This window comes from Bartonella sp. MU37NMGALS, assembly GCF_042194015.1.
Lineage (GTDB): Bacteria > Pseudomonadota > Alphaproteobacteria > Rhizobiales > Rhizobiaceae > Bartonella > Bartonella grahamii.
Genome location: NZ_JBHIML010000001.1, coordinates 226601 through 244696 on the forward strand (window position 1 = coordinate 226601; position 18096 = coordinate 244696).

Sequence of the window (18096 nt, forward strand, 5' to 3'; positions counted from 1 at the left end):
ATGTCAATGTGAAATGGGGCATCCACTGAGAAATGTCTATCTCAAACAGCATGATGTGCAAAAAAATGCATTTGTTTGGAGCATTCTATTTTGCGTGAGGAATTCATTCCCCTATAAAAAAGCAAACGTGTAAATTGACTGCACAATAACACATTTCTCTCTATCAAGAGGTTCGTCAATAGAAAGTGTATTAATAATACATCTTTGTCTATCCTGCTTCATATTTTCTCTCATAAACTTCTCAAAAAAACACTTTCTCGTGTAACATAACTTATCGTGCATTTTAGAAGCACTTTATTTCCTTTATTAAAGAAAATAAAAGAATATATAAAAATTTATTTTAGTAATAACTATACAACAAAAAAATATTAACCCATTATACCCTTTTTTGCTATTGCGGCTTGAGCTGCTGCTAAACGAGCAATTGGTACTCGAAAAGGAGAACACGAAACATAATCTAGGTTATTTTCTTCACATAAAGCAATAGAGGCAGGATCGCCTCCATGTTCACCGCAAATTCCCAATTTTATTTTTGCACGCTTTGATCGTCCACGCTGTGCAGCAATGGTAATAAGTTCTCCTACTCCATCACGGTCAATAGACACGAAAGGATCTTGCTCTAAAAGACCTTTTTGAAAATAGGTTGCCAAAAAAGGAGCAGCATCATCACGGGAAATCCCAAAAGTAGTTTGTGTCAAATCGTTTGTTCCAAATGAAAAAAATTCAGCAGTTTCAGCAATTTCATCTGCTCGAAGCGCCGCCCTTGGAAGCTCAATCATCGTCCCAACCATATATTGAATAGTGCTTCCCTTTTCTTTCATCACTTCCTCAGCAACCTGATCAATACGCGCTTTTACAAAATCAAGTTCAGATTTAAGCGCAACAAGTGGCACCATAATTTCAAGCATAACAGGAGATCCAGATTTTTGGGCAGCTTCTGCTGCTGCTTCAAAAATCGCCCGCGCTTGCATTTCTGCAATTTCAGGATAAGTAATAGCTAAACGGCATCCACGTAATCCAAGCATAGGATTAAATTCGTGCAACTGCTGAGCGCGTTCAGCAAGAACTTCAGCAGAAACACCCATAGCTGTTGCAACATCAAGAATTTCTGCTTTCGTTTTAGGTAAAAATTCATGTAATGGTGGATCTAGCAAGCGGATAGTAACAGGTAAACCACACATAATTTCAAATAATTCAATAAAATCTGAACGCTGCATTGGCAAAAGCTTATCTAGTGCTTTACGACGACCATTTTCATCATGGCTTAAAATCATTTCACGCATGGCCACGATACGTTCATCAGAAAAAAACATATGCTCCGTACGGCAAAGACCTATACCCTCAGCCCCAAAAGAGCGCCCCATACGGGCATCAGATGGTGTATCAGCATTAGCGCGAACTCTTATACGTCGCATCCCATCAGCCCATTCCATTAATTTTGCAAAGTCTCCGCAAAGCTGAGGCTGCAACATTGCAATTTTCCCTTTGAAAATTTCTCCACTTCCACCATCAATTGTGATAACATCACCTTTTTTAAAGCTTTCTCCTGAAGCAAACAGCGTATTTGTGTTATAATCAATCCGCACACTGCCAGCACCAGAAATACATGGTTTTCCCATCCCCCGCGCAACAACAGCAGCGTGACTTGTCATACCGCCACGCGTTGTTAAAATTCCTTCCGCAGCATGCATACCATGAATATCTTCTGGGCTTGTTTCTATACGGACCAAAATAACTTTGCGACCTTCTGCCGACACAGTTTCTGCCTCTTCTGAAGTAAAAACAATTTCACCAGTTGCTGCTCCAGGAGAAGCAGGTAAACCACGTCCTATAACAAAACGTTCTGCTTTGGGATCAAGTGTTGGATGCAAAAGTTGGTCAAGCGACTTTGCATCAATACGCATCACAGCCTCTTCACGGTTTATTAACCCCTCCTCAACCATTTCAATTGCTATCTTGAGAGCCGCACGAGCCGTGCGTTTTCCTGAACGAGTCTGAAGCATCCATAATTTACCTTTTTCAATGGTAAATTCGAGATCTTGCATATCCCGATAATGCTGCTCAAGCTTCTGCGCTATCTGACATAATTTCAAAAAAGCCTCAGGCATAATTTTTTCTAATGACGGCCTATTTGAGCCAGCAACAATACGCGCATTTTCTGTAATATTTTGAGGCGTTCGAATGCCCGCCACAACATCTTCCCCTTGCGCATTAACTAAAAATTCACCATAAAGCTCTTTTTTCCCTGTTGATGGATTGCGTGTAAAAGCAACACCTGTTGCCGAATCTTCACCCATGTTGCCAAAAACCATAGCTTGCACATTAACTGCCGTTCCCCAACTTTCAGGAATATTATGTAAACGGCGATAGGTAACTGCACGTGCTGTCATCCAACTTGAAAAAACGGCTCCAATTGCTCCCCATAACTGCTGTTCAGGATTTTGTGGAAAAGGTTTTCCTAATTTTTCTTCAACATATGCTTTATAAGAAGTAATAATGTTCTTCCAATCATCTGCTGTCATTTCTGTATCAATAGTGTAACCATTGCGTACTTTTGCTTCATCAAGAATTTCTTCAAAATACGAATGATCTAACCCCAAAACAACGTTAGAATACATTTGGATAAAACGCCGATAACTATCATAAGCAAAACGTTCATTATTAGCTTGTAAAGCAATGGCTTTTACAGTCTCATCATTCATGCCAAGGTTAAGCACTGTATCCATCATCCCTGGCATAGAAGCCCTAGCTCCTGAACGAACAGAAAGCAAAAGTGGCTTTTGCTCACTTCCAAATTCACGTCCTGTTTGTTCACCAACGCGTTTTAGTGCTTTCTTAACAGATTCCTGTAGCTCTTCTGGATATGATTTGTCATGGGCATAATAAAAATTACAAACTTCTGTTGTCAGCGTAAATCCGGGTGGTACGGGTAAACCAAGATTACTCATTTCTGCCAAATTAGCCCCTTTACCTCCGAGAAGGTTACGCTCACTTGCACTTCCTTCTGCCTTTCCATCTCCAAAACTATAAACCCATTTTTTCACTGTACAAATCCTCCCATATCAGCATCAAAACATCATTCAACCTAGGCTCACTTAAAAGCAATGATTTGATTCAAAATCGGCTTAACAAAAAATATTGCTTCATAAATGCATACTATTAATCCTTCCAAAAGCGATAATGACAAAAAGTATCACTATCCATCTTCTGGAAGATTAAGATTCATTTTTTAAGAAAACTATCAATCACCGAAAAAAAGTCTTCTACTTTCATGGCACCTTCATATTTACTACCATTAATAAAGAAAGTAGGCGTTGCTGTAACACCAAGCTCTTTACCACGCTCAAAGGATGCATTCACTTCATCTAAAATGGCTTGATTTTTCAAACATGCAGTAAAACTTTCATCTGTAAAACCAGCCATTAAGCCAATTTTTTTCAATGGTGTTAGAGCATCTTTTCCGAAAGCCCATTCATTTTGTTTTTGAAATAAAACTTCTATCAAAGGAAAATAGCGATCTTCTGGTGCACACCGTGCCAACATAAAACCTGCTGTTGCCCGAGGATCAAAAGCATAATCGCGGAAAATCAGTTTTACTTTTCCTGTTTTGATATATTTTTTACGAATTTGAGGAAGTATATCATTATAAAAATGCGCACAATGGGCACATGTCAACGAAGCATACTCAACAATGATGACCGGTGCATCCGCCTCTCCCTCAAAGCGATCCTTTACTTTATCCGATTGGAGAAGCTCTTCCATATCAACAGTTGCCACTGGTTTTGGATCACGCGCTAAAGCAACTGTTACACTGTTTTGTACAATCGTTATGAAGAGAAAAATTATCCCGAAAGATAAAAAAGAACGATATTTTACCATAAATAATACTTTTCTGTTGTTATTAACGAATAAGAATCCAATGCTTTCTCATATATTAAAGAAAAATATATAAAATATCTTTCTATTTATTATTTTTTTCCAAGAAAATGCAACAGCCAAGTTTATAAAGTGATTGGCGCAAGCTTTTATCTTCAATTCCTTCAAGCATTTCTCCCACGCATTTTTTGTCTTGTTCACTCAAAGATGATTTTAGAGGCAAGTGATTCATAAAAACCGACATACTCCTTTGCTCAATCTTGATGCGATCAATAGCAATATAGCCAAAAAATCCGTTAATTCTATGAAGTAACTCCTCTGTTTCATGCATCAATTTTAACGCAGCAAATCCTTCACATGCGACAACAAGTGTTGCTGGCTGAAAAACATCATCTTGATCTGCACGACGTTTCCAAATAATTTTAAGCGGCATTGTATGTTCACTAATATCATAGCCCGCAATTTGTGGCCAATGTTCTATAAGCGCTACATTAAGCCCTGTCCGTTTGCGTAAAACTGGATCAAGTATTTTGTATACCGTCTCAGAAAGAGAATAAAAGATATGTTTTTTAAGTTGTTTTCTCATTTTTAGATCATTGTTCAATCGCTTACTAAATTAAAATCATTTGTTTCATCTAAAAATTATTGCCTCCTCAATTTATGAAATATCAACAAAATAAATAATTTTTTCTTTTGCATTTTATATCTTCCTATGCTTGAAAACAATCATGTATGAAATTTCTTCGCACCTCCTTGCTTGGTACGATCAAAATCACAGACATCTCCCATGGCGGATTACCCCCGAAAAGCAAAAACAAGGTATCCGTCCTGATCCTTATCAAGTTTGGCTTTCTGAAATCATGCTTCAACAAACAACCGTTGAAACAGTTAAGCCTTATTTTAAAAAGTTTCTGAAACTATGGCCTGATCTTTCCTCTTTAGCAAAAGCCTCACAAGATGACATCATGAAAGCATGGGCTGGACTTGGTTATTATTCACGCGCACGTAATCTTAAAAAATGTGCGCAACAACTTGTTGAAAACTACGCAGGACAATTTCCACAATCTGTAAAAGAATTGCGAACTCTAGCCGGTATTGGAGATTATACTGCCGCAGCCATTGCTTCAATTGCTTTTAATCACCCTGTAGCAGTGGTTGATGGTAATGTCGAACGTGTGGTAGCGCGACTTTTTGCTATCACTTCAATATTACAAAAAGCAAAAGTTGAAATTAAAGAAAAAACACAAAAAATTACTGCTTTAAATCGTCCTGGTGACTTTGCTCAAGCAATGATGGATTTAGGAGCAACAATTTGTACTCCACGCAAACCATCTTGTTATACCTGCCCTCTTCAATGTTTATGTAAAGCAGCAAAGACGCAACAACCGGAATCTTTTCCAGTCAAAGCCCCTAAAAAAGAACGCCCTTCAAAAACAGGTATTGCTTTTGTGGCTCTTAATAAAAAGAGACAAATTTATTTGGAAAAACGACAGACGCAAAAGCTCCTTGGTGGAATGACCCAAATTCCTAACAATATTGGCATAAACAACGAAAATGGGCTCCAAAACGCACCCTTTACTGCCAATTGGCAATTCAAAGGACAAATTACGCATGTTTTTACTCACTTTTCTCTAAAACTCGATGTTTACTATACTGAGGATGTTCATGAAATGAATTGTGAAAATGGTTGGTGGTGTAACATTCAACATCTTGCCGAAGAAGCACTACCTACTGTTATGAAAAAAGCCATTTCTGTAGCACTTCCCAATTCTTTCAGATTTAAATAACCTTCCCTATTCGTAAAAATGTTTTCTAACAGAGACTTTTGTATCTCTAGCAACCATTTCTTAATCTGTAAAAGAAAAATTTAAAAAAATGAAATAACCAATTTTTCCTACAGATAAGAATTAAGGAGGGATAGAAAAGCTTAGATTTAAATTTCAGGATCTATCCTTTTTTCGCTTATGAAGGAGCAAATCCGTACCATCATTATATTTACCAGTCCCCTAAAACAACCCTTGGCACTTGAAACGGTTCATAAAAGGTACTTTTAATTTTTTCTTTAACAATTTTTATTCACACGCCAACTCCGCTGATGACATGTAAGCAAGTAAATTTCATTGATTCAATATGGAACATGTTTGAAATAAGAAAATTTGACGATATTCGGGGAAACTCAATGTGAGTAACGCTAAATTATCTTTATAAATAAATTACATCATACACACTTTACAGATGTACGTATTATCTCAAAAAAGCACTTAATTTTGAACTTCTGAATGAGCCTTTTAATTCTAGTCTTTCATTTTCATAAAATTATATTGAAATTTTACTGTTTTGGAACTCAAATTAGAACATAGAGTGAAAGTTTCTCATTTTAATTTCTTCTACAAGAAGCATAAAAATACTCGCTTGCCGCTTACAAGCGAGATTAGTGTGTCAATAAAAAACATCTAAGAAAGGCATAAAACGGCTCCACCTCCATCTCAATCAAGATCAGGTACATTGGTGATCAATAGAATGAAGCAATCAGCTTAGTTCATAAAACACCCGTTTTTAACATTTGTGAACGTATGATCATTCTTAAATGATCTATGGACTTCAAGCGTCCATTTTCCTCATAATACCAAAAAGTCCAACCATTACAACTCTGCGAATCTTGAGCCTTTCTTCCCATTGCGTGAATTGAACCCGCTTCACCACCATGCATAATCGTACCATCAGCTCTTACAATAGCAGATACTTGCTTCTTGCGATCATAAAGAACTTCTCCGGGATAGAGTAAACCTGCTTCAAGCAAACTGTTGAATGCTACGCGCGGTTCTGCTTTTTTTCTATCCAAAATCGCTAGTTCTGGTTGCGCTAAAGGTTTAACCGATGCAATTCTCTCACATGCTGCATCAATGTAATCTTGCTCGCGTTCAATCCCAACAAAATCACGCCCTAAAAGCTTGGCAACAGCACCTGTTGTTCCCGAACCCAAAAACGGATCAAGAATAACATCACCAGGTTTACTAGAAGCCATAATAATACGCGCTAATAACGCTTGCGGTTTTTGTGTTGGATGTAATTTACGCCCTGAATCATCCTTTAAACGTTCAGCTCCAGTGCAGAGAGGGAAAAGCCAATCTGAACGCATTTGTAGATCTTCATTTGCCGCTTTTAAGGCATCATAATTAAATGTGTACTTTTTATCTTTTTGATCTCGTACGGCCCAAATAAGCGTCTCATGAGCATTTTGAAAACGGCGTCCTCGAAAATTAGGCATCGGATTATTTTTGCGCCAAATAATATCATTAAGCATCCAAAAACCTAAATCTTGTAATGCCGTCCCAACTCGAAAAATATTATGGTAAGATCCGATAACCCAAAGTGTTCCGTTGGGCTTTAATACACGACGACAAGCAAGCAACCATGCACGGGTAAAAGCATCATAAGCAGCAAAACTCTCAAACTGATCCCATGCATCATCAACCGCATCAACAAGCGAATGATCTGGACGGTATAAAGCTCCGTCCAATTGCAAATTATAGGGTGGATCCGCAAAAATCATATCAACGGAATGTTTTGGAAGTTTTTCTAGAACAGAAACACAATCTCCTTTAAAAATTTTATTGCGCCATGGCATCTGTGAGGGGGTACGAAGAAAATCTTTTTGAAGCTGAATAACTGTCATGAAAAACCCAACAAAATTAACTGAATTTGCCCTATAATCAACCAAAATAGTTTATAGGCCCGCATTACCAATCCATATTTACAAAATAGCGTAAACGTATCGTTAAAATTATACAAAATTGATAATTGTTTTTGTTTTTTTAAGTAAAAAAACTTTCATATGAATGAAACCTTATTTTTCTTTTTTTCAATGTACTGTTCCCATATCTTTTATTTCGTAAAAGAATTAAGAATCATTTTCAAAGCAGATTTTTATGAAATAAGATCCTCTCAATATCGTTTTCATAAAAGTTGTCCATCTCGTAACATGTAAAGGAATATCTTATGCCTCAGATAGATCTTATTATTTTTGATTGTGACGGGGTTCTCGTCGACTCTGAATATCTTGCAGCAAAAATTGGATCTCAATTGCTCAAACAAACAGGATATGAAATATCACCCGAAGAATTAAGTGAGCGTTTTGCAGGACTTATCTTTCGCGATATTCTTAAACACGTTGAACAGGAAACAGAAAAACCAATTTCTGCTCATCTCATAGATCAGATGACTAATATTTTTCGTACACAAATAAAAACTAAATTACGGGCTATTGATGATGTAAGAGAAGCAGTAGAAATTATTCAAACACGCTATCCCTACTGTATCTGCTCTAATGCAAAAAGCGTAGATATAAAAGAGATGCTCACCACGGTTAGTCTCTATGACCTTTTTGAAAGCAAAATATTTTCAGCACCTGAAGTTGGAACAAAAAGAACGAAACCGGCCCCTGATGTTTTCCTTTTTGCCGCACAACAATTACAGGCAGAGCCCCAAAACACTATCGTTATAGAAGATTCACTTCATGGTGTACACGCAGCTATAGCAGCAGGCATGCGTGTCATCGGCTTTACGGGAGGATCCCATAGCTATCTTGGTCACTCTAATGCACTTGCAGAAGCTGGCGCAGAAACAGTTATCGCAAAACATGCTCATTTAGGAGAAGTCTTAGAAGCAATGGCAGTATGGCGAGATCTATTATAAAAAATCTCTTGAATATATCAGTTTGTAAACTCTTGTAAGAAGCATTTTTACTCAAATGCCCTTCTCTTCTCGCTACTTCTTTTATAATAACTTCAATAAATGCGTAATTCACAACACGGGTGAATTGTATCTCAATGTGAAGGAAAAAAATATAGCACCTCGTTGAGTAATCATAAGTCAGTTAACCATTGCACGTGCTTTAAAAAAGCAAAAAACAGGGGTGCAAGCTCATAACAATCAAACCCTGCTTATCTATCTCAACTCCGATATCCACTCCCAACCTCAGCAGCCCATCCGGATAAATTATTATATTTGTCAAAAAAGGAATATTACGATGCCTTGCTCGATAAGATATGAAAATTGCTAGCCTTTTTCATCTGATCAAAAAAATCACACACTATAGTAAAATTGTAGGGTATGTGCGTATTGATTATGGAAAAAAATATTAAAAGTGTCCTTGTTGAGTTAGAATGTCTTATATTTACTCAATCCAAATCTCGTAAACTTGTTGAAGGCTTATTTACTTTACTGCTTAAACAGTATTTAAACAGCATCAATTGGTACAACCTCCCTAAGATTACAAAAGATAAAAAGAATACATTCTTATGAAGATGTGCATTTTATAAAAAACATTTCATAGCAAGTAATTTACAGGCAAAAACATTGATTTATAATCATAATTTATCATTGTTCAAATTAAATGAAAAAACCGAATATTGTAAGATTCTCTCATTTCAAATCTGGATATGCTGAATTAAATAAAGAAAGAAAAATGCCTCTTAATAAATCATCTCAAGAGGCAAAAATCTGTAGCAACATTAGGAGCGAGCAAAGTGTATGGCGGTGCCATCTTTCTTCTTTGTAAACGTCAAAGATTCTGATGCCCTAAGAATTTTATATTATGGGGCTTTATCATCATATCTATTATTGCAAAATAGGCTTGAGTACCTTGAGACGGATTTCTTAAAAAAGCACATAAATATGAAACATATAATAACCTTAAACAACGTAAAGAGATACCAGTAGTTGCTCAAATTTTTCCGAAAGCACTTACATAGACTTTTTAAATAAGCAATGAAATCAGATCTTTTCAAAAGTAATCCAACTTTAGGAAAGACACCCCTTCTAAAAATAAAAGCGGATTTTCAGTTTGGAAAGAAGAAAATGTTAAAAATATTTTTGTAATTATTATTGTTACTTTTTTACAATAATGTTTATAAAAAATTATATTTATATTTTTATATGTATTTTTATTATTGACTAAAAATACATATTGAAATATAAAAATTGTATATAGTATGAGATATATAAACATTATGTATATTTTCTTACATCTATAAATTAAAAATATTTGAGGTAAAGTTATGGTCAAAATATTTAAAAATTATATCTTAAGCATTTTTATAGCGAGCACTTTTTTTATTTCACAAACTGTAAATGTTAATGCAAACTATTTGAAAAACGATACTCCAAAAGAGGAACTTTCTGTTTTCCCAATGGAACAAGTAAAGTATGCAAAATCTGATGTAGTTTCTACGACTTCTTTCTATGCTCCATCTGCAAATTATCAAACAGAAAATGGAACAACAGGTCAAGGGAAAATTGAAAAGGTCGTTGAGCCTATGACTATAGGAGTGGGACTATTGTTTGCTGGATATGCAATGAGCTTTATAGGATCGATAATAAGTTGGATAAAGGACATAGTGTTAATGTTCAAATAATCCAGCCTCGTCTAGAACTCTAGAATAATAGCTTCATTATGAATCTATTATTTGTTGTAAATAATTACATAATGAAGCTTCTCTTGATACAAGAGATAAATGTTGTAGATTATATCCAAATATCCAAAGTATAAATTTACGCATATATATATATATTGAATATTATAAAATATTTGAGGTAAATTATGATTAAATTGTTAAAAAATCATATGTTAAGTATTTTCATTATGTCTGCCTTTTTTCTTTCACAGATTGTAAATGTGCATGCAAACTATTTGCAAAATAATACTCATCGTGAGAATATTTTTGTTTCTGCAATAGAGCAGAAAAGACAGGATGTAGTCCATACCGTTTCTCTCTATAGCCCCATTCTAAATCGTGGAGTGGATAATGAAACTACTCTTGAAGGAAAATTTGAAAAGGTCGTTGAACCTCTTACACTCGGAACCTTTGGTGTTGGGATGGCACTTGGATATGCATCAAGTACGATAGGCATGTTTTTAGCATGGATAATAGGTAAAATAATATCGTATTTTAAATCTCGTTAAAATTGAAATTTTATCAGAATAAAACCTTCTCATACGAAATATAAACTATGGATATATTCTGTATTTATCCATAGTTGATGACAAAAAACTAATGAATTATCACACTAAGAATGAAAAAGCTTTAAATGCTTCTGTTTCTCTCAATGTGCACTAATTCTGCCGATGCATCTATTCAATTCAAATTAAAATAAAAGTATTGGTGATAAATTATGATTAAAGTATTGAAAACTTACATATTAAATATTTTTATAGCAGTTGTTTTTTTGCTTTCACAAGTTATAAATGTTCATGCCAATCATTTGAAAAATGATATTCAATGGGAAACTGTCTCTCTAATAGAACAGGGAAAGAAAAAAGCTATCGATATAGCTTCTCTTTATGTCCCAAGTTTCACTCATGGAGCAAAAAGTGAAACTGCCATTGAAGGAAAATTTGAGAAAGTATTTGAACCAATTACGCTAGGAGTTTTTTCTACAGTAGGAGCTTTGGGTTTTGGATTCTTGACTGGATTTTTTATGTCCATATTTAGCGGGACAATCGGATGGGCAATAGGAAAAATTAAAGGCAAATAATTCAAAGATACTCAGTTATTTTTTTCTATTTAAAATGAGAATACTTTACAGCCTGCTAAATGAGGTGAAGCAGGCTGTTGTATGTTTTCTATGGATAAACTTTAGGTTACCATCCTGTATAGCACAAATATAATATCTATTATTATACAAAATGCCAAATTAAGCTAAAAAAGATTATTCAAAGTATAGACTTGCGTACTAAACGCCATAAAATTACCTTATAAATCTTCCAATGTGAATTTTGAGCTGTATCATTTCAACATTCATTTTAGCAGATTTAATTATTACAAAGTATAAGGGCATAAAATAACTGTGAATGTTTGATTTTTACAAAAAAAAATCTTCAATAAATACAATTCTATCTATTTGGTTTTATTATTTAAGAAGGTGTACAAGTGAAAATACGTTGTAAAATTTAAGTAAATGAGTAATAGAGAGAAAATTTTCAACTGTAACAGATTTTCTGTGAACATTTGGCGTTTATATCTCAAAAATAAAAATGTTTAAGACTATTTAATTTCATTATTGAGTTAAAAAGAAGAAAAAAAGCTCTATCCATTTAATAATTTAAATATTATGAAAAACGTGAAATAAATAACTTCACCAATTTTCCAGAAATAAAAAAAGGATAAAATTTATGGAATATATCAGCACGAGAGGTGAAGCTCCTGCTTTAAGCTTTACGGAAACGATCATGACAGGATTGGCAAGTGATGGAGGACTTTATCTGCCAGATAAATTTCCTCAGCTCTCATTTGATGCGTTACGGGCACTTCGTGGCCAATCCTATACAACAATTGCTAAAACTATTCTGTGGCCCTTTGTGAATAACGAAATCGAATATACAGCTTTTGAAAGTATGATCGCTGAATCTTATGCAACCTTTCACCATCCAGCAATCTGTCCGTTACGACAAACTGGAGCAGATGAATTTATCCTTGAACTCTTTCATGGTCCTACTTTAGCTTTTAAAGATGTTGCAATGCAGTTTCTTTCTCGGCTGATGGATTATGTTTTGACTGAAAAAAATAGATGTGCAACGATTATTGCTGCAACATCAGGTGACACAGGAGGGGCTGCGATACAAGCTTTTGCTGGAAAAGAACACTCAGATATTTTTATTTTATTTCCTAAAGGACGTGTCTCACCTGTTCAACAAAGGCAAATGACAACCAATCAATGTTCAAATGTTCATGCCATTGCCATTGAAGGAAATTTTGATGATTGTCAAGCTCTTGTCAAAGCAATGTTTAATGACCACAATTTTCGTAAAAAAAGAGCGCTTTCAGGTGTTAATTCTATAAATTGGGCGCGTATCATGGCGCAAATTGTTTACTATTTTTCATCTGCACTTTCCTTAGGAGCTCCTGATAGAGCTGTTTCATTTACTGTTCCTACTGGAAATTTTGGTGATATTTTTGCAGGTTATGTTGCAGCCCGTATGGGATTACCCATTGCTCAACTGGTCATCGCAACGAATGATAACGACATCCTTGCACGTACATTAACCAGTGGTACTTACAAAACACGACCAATAGTTCATACAACATCACCTTCTATGGATATTCAGGTCTCTTCTAATTTTGAACGTTTGCTCTTTGAAAGTGGCAATCGTGATCCAATGTGGATTCGCAATGCAATGGAAAACTTGAAACAATCAGGACATTTTACTCTTGATGAAAAGCAACTCAAAAATATTCGTTCCCTATTTTCCGCTGGGAAAAGCAACATGGCTGCAACAGCTCAAACAATTGATAGTGTCTATAAGGAAAGTGGCTATCTTGTTGATCCACATACAGCCGTCGCTCTTCAAGTAGCGCGTAAAAACAAAAAACCGCATATTCCAATGATCGTCCTTGCCACGGCTCATCCAGCTAAATTTCCTGATACTATTAAAAGTGCTTGTGGACTTCATGCCCCATGGCCATCTCATCTCAATGATGTAATGAAACGCGAAGAACACTTTATAAGTCTTGCTAATGATGAAAAAATAGTAAAAGATTATATTTCTTTAAAATCGCATGCATCTTATTAAAGTTAGCTGCATTAACTTAAATCAAGAATATTCTAATACCCTTACAATGAGGTATTTAGCTTATTTAATGGAGTTGTAAATACATGGATGTAGATATATGTCGCCTTAGTAATGGCTTGACTATCGCCACACATACAATGCAACAAATTGATAGTGTTGCCCTCGGAATATGGGTTAAAGTGGGCTCACGCAATGAAACCTCCACACAGCATGGTATAGCTCATCTTCTTGAGCATATGGCTTTTAAAGGAACCGAAAACCGCACTGCTTTTCAAATTGCAACCGATATTGAAGATGTTGGCGGTGAAATCAATGCCACAACCAGTATTGAAACAACAGCTTACTTTGCACGTGTACTTAAAAGCGATATTCCACTTGCTATAGACATTTTAGCCGATATTTTAATGCATTCAAAATTTGACGACAATGAACTAGAACGAGAAAAACAAGTAATATTTCAGGAAATTGGTGCCGCTCATGACACTCCTGATGATATTGTTTTTGATCACTTTACAGAAACAGCCTTTCGTCATCAATCCCTTGGACGCTCTATTTTAGGAACAGCTAAAACTATTCAATCATTTACATCTACTGATCTCCATGATTTCATCAATAAACAATATAGTGCAGATCGTATGATTGTCGTTGCTGCAGGAGCTGTAAAACACGAAAGTTTCTTGCGAGAAGTTGAAAGTCGTCTTGGTACTTTTCGCTCCCATTCAACCGCACCTCTTACTAATCTTGCAAATTATGTCGGTGGCGACTTTCGTGAATATCGCGATTTAATGGATACACAAGTTGTTCTAGGGTTTGAAGGGCGTGCTTATCACGCGCGTGATTTTTATGCGGCCCAAATTCTTTCAATCATTCTTGGTGGTGGTATGTCTTCACGTCTTTTTCAAGAGGTAAGAGAGAAACGTGGATTATGCTATTCTATTTATGCTTTTCATTGGGGATTTTCAGATACTGGGCTTTTTGGTGTTCACGCAGCTACCGGACAAGAAGGGCTCAAAGAACTTATTCCCGTGATTCTTGATGAACTTTCCAAGGTCAGTAAAAACATTCACGCCAATGAACTGCAACGAGCACAAACGCAATATCGTGCGAATCTGACAATGTCACAGGAAAATCCCTCTAGTCAAGTACATCTCATTGCTCGCCAAATACTCCTTTATGGTCGACCAATTCCAATATCGGAAACAATTGAACGCCTCAATCTCATCACTCCTAAAAGATTAACTGACTTAGCACATCGTCTTTTTACAAATTCCACTCCAACACTAACTGCTGTCGGACCTGTAGGACCCCTCATAAATTTTGATGATTTAACGTCAACTCTTTCATCCAAGCTAAAGTAAAAAACTTCTTTTCAAAACAGCATCACAATAACATACACATATTTTATCGTAAAATTTACCACAAAAGCTCTTCTCATTAAATAAGTTTTGGAAATATTGGGCAAAGAAGCGTACAAAACTACCCAATTCATACTTCATGTGATAAAGATTCTAATGAGTGAAGGTATATCCGTGAAATCTGGAAATTCATGGTTTAACTTTGCCCTTTTAAAATATAAAACTTCATTCGCTTCAAGTTCCATTGAAGCAAATGGACATGTGGTCTATTTGTATATAAAACCACATAACTTAAGAAAAAGTGATAACAATTTATTATGTAAATAAATTATAAAAGGTGGACGTTTTTTCTCAAAAATCGAAATGAAAGTTAAACATCCTAAAATATTGAGAGTGGGACATTGTGAAGAGTTTGCGTAAAATAATTGACATCATTTTCATTGTAGTCGTTAGTTCTCTTGTCCATCTTACATCAGCACAAGCAATTGAGCCAGTTAAAATTTCTTCTCAGGATGCTGCTCTTGATCTCTCACAAGCAATTGAAATTCACCATACAAACAGCTCTATTTTTCAAACAAGTACAGCGCCAGGACCAGATGGTATTGTTTGGCGTATTGAAGTGCAGGCAAAAAATGAAAAATTTTCCGGAAATTGGGCAGTTTTTTCTCTTGCAAATCCAACAGATGAACAAATCGATCGTCTCATCGTTGCCCCCCACTACCGCATGGCGCGTTCTGGATTTTTTTGGCCAGACCTTGGATCAGCAAGGATTCAATCCATAACGCCAAGCGAAGGTTTTTCCCTCGATCGTCAACTTAGTGCAAACTCTGATATCTTTCGTATTACCCTTAACCCTGGTGCTGTTGTTACATTTGTGGCCGAACTTAACTCTGCAAATCTACCGCAAATCTATTTATGGCAACCTGAAGCTTATAAAGATGCAATTAATTCTTATACGCTTTATCATGGTATTCTTCTTGGGATATCAGGTCTCTTAGCGCTTTTGTTAACTGTACTCTTTGTTGTCCGTGGAACAGGACTGTTTCCTGCAACAGCTGCTGTTGCTTGGGCAGTGCTTTTTTATATTGGTATTGACTTCAACTTTTTAAATAAATTCTTTGCAGTTACACTCACAACACAACCAATCTGGCGTGCTGGTACAGAAGTAGCACTTACTGCTACACTCTTCATTTTTCTTTTTACCTATCTCAGTCTTAACCGCTGGCATTATCATTTTAGTTACGGTGCTATCGCTTGGACCATTGCCTTTTGCAGTCTAGGAGCCTTTGCTATTTATGATCCAATCAGAGCAGCTGGAATTGCGCGTTTGTCTTTTGGCCTTACCGCTGTGCTTGGTATAATATTAATCATCTATTTCTCGATCAGAAGCTATGACCGCGCCATTATGCTTATTCCAACATGGTTGCTCATTAGCTTTTGGTGTGTTGGAGCCTATGCCTGCATAGCTGGATATTTAAACAATGATATTATCCAGCCGGCATTAGCGGGGGGATTAGTGCTCATTGTTCTTCTCATCAGCTTTACTGTCCTGCAACAAACTTTTTCTAATAACGCTTTCCATGAAGGAATATTTTCCGACCTTGAACAACAAGTACTCGCAGCAAAGGGAGCTGGAAATATTATTTGGGATTGGAATATTGAGCGTGACCGTATTGTTGTACATCCAAACATGGCAACTCTTTTTGGTACTGAAATTCATAACCTCAATGGACCTATGCGCAACTGGATTTCAGCCTTGCACCATGATGATCGTGAACGCTTTCAAGGCGTATTAGATATCATTCTTAAAAATAAAAAAGGGCGCATTGATCAAATTTTTCGGCTTTCTTCCGGTGGTGGTTATTATCATTGGTTTTCTCTTCGTGCACGCCCGGCTATGCAAAAAGATGGGAAAATCACACGTGTCATTGGAACCATTGTCAATATTACTAACCATAAAAAATCCGAAGAACGCTTATTGCATGATGCAATCCACGACAGCTTAACCGGCCTTCCTAACCAACAAATTTTCTTCGATAGACTACAAAATTATACCTCTTTGGCGAAAGCAAATATCAAAATTAGACCGACTGTCTTTATGATTGATTTGGACAATTTTCGCAAAATTAATCGCAAATTAGGCATAGCAGTTGGGGATACTGTACTGCTTATAATCGCACGTCGTCTAAACCGTCTCATTAACTTTCAAGACACCTTGTCGCGACTTTCAGCAGACCGCTTTGCAATTATTTTACTCAGTGAAACTGAACCACAAAAAATTGCAGCATTTGCAGATCATTTGCACAAAACAATTTCAGCACCTATTTCACTTTCAGAAAACAAAATAATTCTTTCAACGTCTATCGGATTGGTTACATGGAGTGAAAGCCGATCGACAGCTAAAGATATTTTTAATGACAGTGAATTAGCGATGATTCGCGCAAAACAAATGGGTGGAAACCATATAGAACCTTTTCGTCCTAATTTTCGCACTTTGGGTCTCGAACATAATACTCTGGAAAAAGATGTTCATTATGCCATAAAACGTAATGAGATAAAAATCCTCTACCATCCTATTCTTAATTTATCAGACGGACATATTATTGGTTTTGAAACAATTGTAGAATGGCATCATCCCACTTATGGAAATTTAAATGTCTCTGATTTTATAAAAATCGTAGAAAACGAACAAATTGTTATGAATTTGTCACAATTTATCATCGATAGTGCCATTATCGATCTTATAAATGTACAAGAAAAGTTTTCCCAACAATCTTTCTTTATTTCAATTAATTTACCAAGCGCAGAAATGATTCATCCTCGTTTTATTAGTCAATTGCGCGCCGCTCTGCTTCGTCATCCGCTCCACAAAGGGCGTTTGATGATTGAAATATCTGAATTTGTCTTAAGAAATAATCCTGAACAATCAGCGCACTTTCTCGAACAAATTAAAACACTTGGAATGAATCTCGCACTCGATAATTTTGGAACAGGTTATTCGTCTCTGACCTATCTCGTACGTTATCCATTTGATATGGTTAAACTTGATCGTTCACTTATTTCAATCGACTCCCTTAAGAAGAAAATTGTTCTTAAGTCTATCATTAATATGGCAACAGATCTTAATTTGCAAATTATCGCAGAAGGTGTTGAAAATGAAAAAGAAGCAATCTTCCTCCGTCAAGAAGGCTGTAAATATGTTCAAAGCACACTTGTAACGAAACCGATTGCCATAGAAGAATTAATTACGCTCGTTCAAAGCCATTTCCCTTATAAAATAAAAACATAAGGGAT

12 protein-coding genes are annotated in these 18096 nt (G+C 35.9%); 8 read left to right on the plus strand and 4 right to left on the minus strand.

The genetic code is table 11. The features are described from left to right. Positions 1 to 368 precede the first annotated feature (368 nt). The 3 genes from ppdK to ACFIJP_RS00940 form a co-directional block, all read right to left on the minus strand. A complete protein-coding gene (ppdK, locus tag ACFIJP_RS00930; protein WP_375625107.1) occupies positions 369 to 3044 on the minus strand; it encodes a pyruvate, phosphate dikinase in 2676 nt (891 codons plus the stop codon). 178 nt (positions 3045 to 3222) lie between these two features. Continuing rightward, a complete protein-coding gene (locus ACFIJP_RS00935) occupies positions 3223 to 3879 on the minus strand; it encodes a DsbA family protein (protein WP_375625108.1) in 657 nt (218 codons plus the stop codon). An 82-nt stretch (positions 3880 to 3961) separates the two neighbouring features. Continuing rightward, entirely contained in the window at positions 3962 to 4462 is a 501-nt protein-coding gene (locus ACFIJP_RS00940; protein WP_375625109.1) for a DUF721 domain-containing protein, read from the minus strand. Positions 4463 to 4604: 142 nt separating this feature from the next. On the opposite strand from ACFIJP_RS00940, the gene mutY reads away from it, so the two are divergent. Further along, on the plus strand, positions 4605 to 5663 hold the full coding sequence (gene mutY / locus ACFIJP_RS00945; protein WP_375625110.1) for an A/G-specific adenine glycosylase: 1059 nt from the start codon (positions 4605 to 4607) through the stop codon (positions 5661 to 5663). 752 nt (positions 5664 to 6415) lie between these two features. On the opposite strand, the gene ACFIJP_RS00950 is transcribed toward mutY, so the two are convergent. Continuing rightward, positions 6416 to 7504, minus strand: coding sequence for a site-specific DNA-methyltransferase (locus ACFIJP_RS00950; protein ID WP_375625191.1), 1089 nt, complete (start codon positions 7502 to 7504; stop codon positions 6416 to 6418). A gap of 371 nt (positions 7505 to 7875) precedes the next feature. Here ACFIJP_RS00950 and ACFIJP_RS00955 point away from each other — a divergent pair, with 371 nt between their 5' ends. From ACFIJP_RS00955 to ACFIJP_RS00985, 7 genes are all read left to right on the plus strand, one after another. Continuing rightward, entirely contained in the window at positions 7876 to 8571 is a 696-nt protein-coding gene (locus tag ACFIJP_RS00955; RefSeq protein WP_375625111.1) for an HAD family hydrolase, read from the plus strand. Between the two features lie 1364 nt (positions 8572 to 9935). Continuing rightward, positions 9936 to 10292 (plus strand): hypothetical protein, encoded by a 357-nt coding sequence (locus ACFIJP_RS00960; protein ID WP_375625112.1) that lies wholly within the window; start codon positions 9936 to 9938, stop codon positions 10290 to 10292. A gap of 185 nt (positions 10293 to 10477) precedes the next feature. Beyond that, positions 10478 to 10840: a hypothetical protein gene (locus tag ACFIJP_RS00965; RefSeq protein ID WP_375625113.1), complete on the plus strand. Its 363-nt coding sequence runs from the start codon at positions 10478 to 10480 to the stop codon at positions 10838 to 10840. Positions 10841 to 11049: 209 nt separating this feature from the next. Next, entirely contained in the window at positions 11050 to 11412 is a 363-nt protein-coding gene (locus ACFIJP_RS00970; protein WP_375625114.1) for a hypothetical protein, read from the plus strand. Between the two features lie 637 nt (positions 11413 to 12049). Then, positions 12050 to 13447 (plus strand): threonine synthase, encoded by a 1398-nt coding sequence (thrC, locus tag ACFIJP_RS00975; RefSeq protein ID WP_375625115.1) that lies wholly within the window; start codon positions 12050 to 12052, stop codon positions 13445 to 13447. Between the two features lie 83 nt (positions 13448 to 13530). After that, complete coding sequence (locus tag ACFIJP_RS00980) at positions 13531 to 14805, plus strand: M16 family metallopeptidase (protein WP_375625116.1); 1275 nt, start codon at positions 13531 to 13533, stop codon at positions 14803 to 14805. A gap of 400 nt (positions 14806 to 15205) precedes the next feature. Further along, on the plus strand, positions 15206 to 18091 hold the full coding sequence (locus ACFIJP_RS00985) for an EAL domain-containing protein (RefSeq protein ID WP_375625117.1): 2886 nt from the start codon (positions 15206 to 15208) through the stop codon (positions 18089 to 18091). Positions 18092 to 18096 lie beyond the last annotated feature (5 nt).

Coding starts and splice junctions, on each gene's coding strand:
- ACFIJP_RS00980 (WP_375625116.1), top strand. CDS start 13,531: ATGGATGTAGATATATGTCGCCTTAGTAATGGCTTGACTATCGCCACA.
- ACFIJP_RS00935 (WP_375625108.1), bottom strand. CDS start 3,879: ATGGTAAAATATCGTTCTTTTTTATCTTTCGGGATAATTTTTCTCTTC.
- thrC (WP_375625115.1), top strand. CDS start 12,050: ATGGAATATATCAGCACGAGAGGTGAAGCTCCTGCTTTAAGCTTTACG.
- ACFIJP_RS00960 (WP_375625112.1), top strand. CDS start 9,936: ATGGTCAAAATATTTAAAAATTATATCTTAAGCATTTTTATAGCGAGC.
- ACFIJP_RS00965 (WP_375625113.1), top strand. CDS start 10,478: ATGATTAAATTGTTAAAAAATCATATGTTAAGTATTTTCATTATGTCT.
- ACFIJP_RS00955 (WP_375625111.1), top strand. CDS start 7,876: ATGCCTCAGATAGATCTTATTATTTTTGATTGTGACGGGGTTCTCGTC.
- ACFIJP_RS00940 (WP_375625109.1), bottom strand. CDS start 4,462: ATGAGAAAACAACTTAAAAAACATATCTTTTATTCTCTTTCTGAGACG.
- mutY (WP_375625110.1), top strand. CDS start 4,605: ATGTATGAAATTTCTTCGCACCTCCTTGCTTGGTACGATCAAAATCAC.
- ACFIJP_RS00970 (WP_375625114.1), top strand. CDS start 11,050: ATGATTAAAGTATTGAAAACTTACATATTAAATATTTTTATAGCAGTT.
- ACFIJP_RS00950 (WP_375625191.1), bottom strand. CDS start 7,504: ATGCCATGGCGCAATAAAATTTTTAAAGGAGATTGTGTTTCTGTTCTA.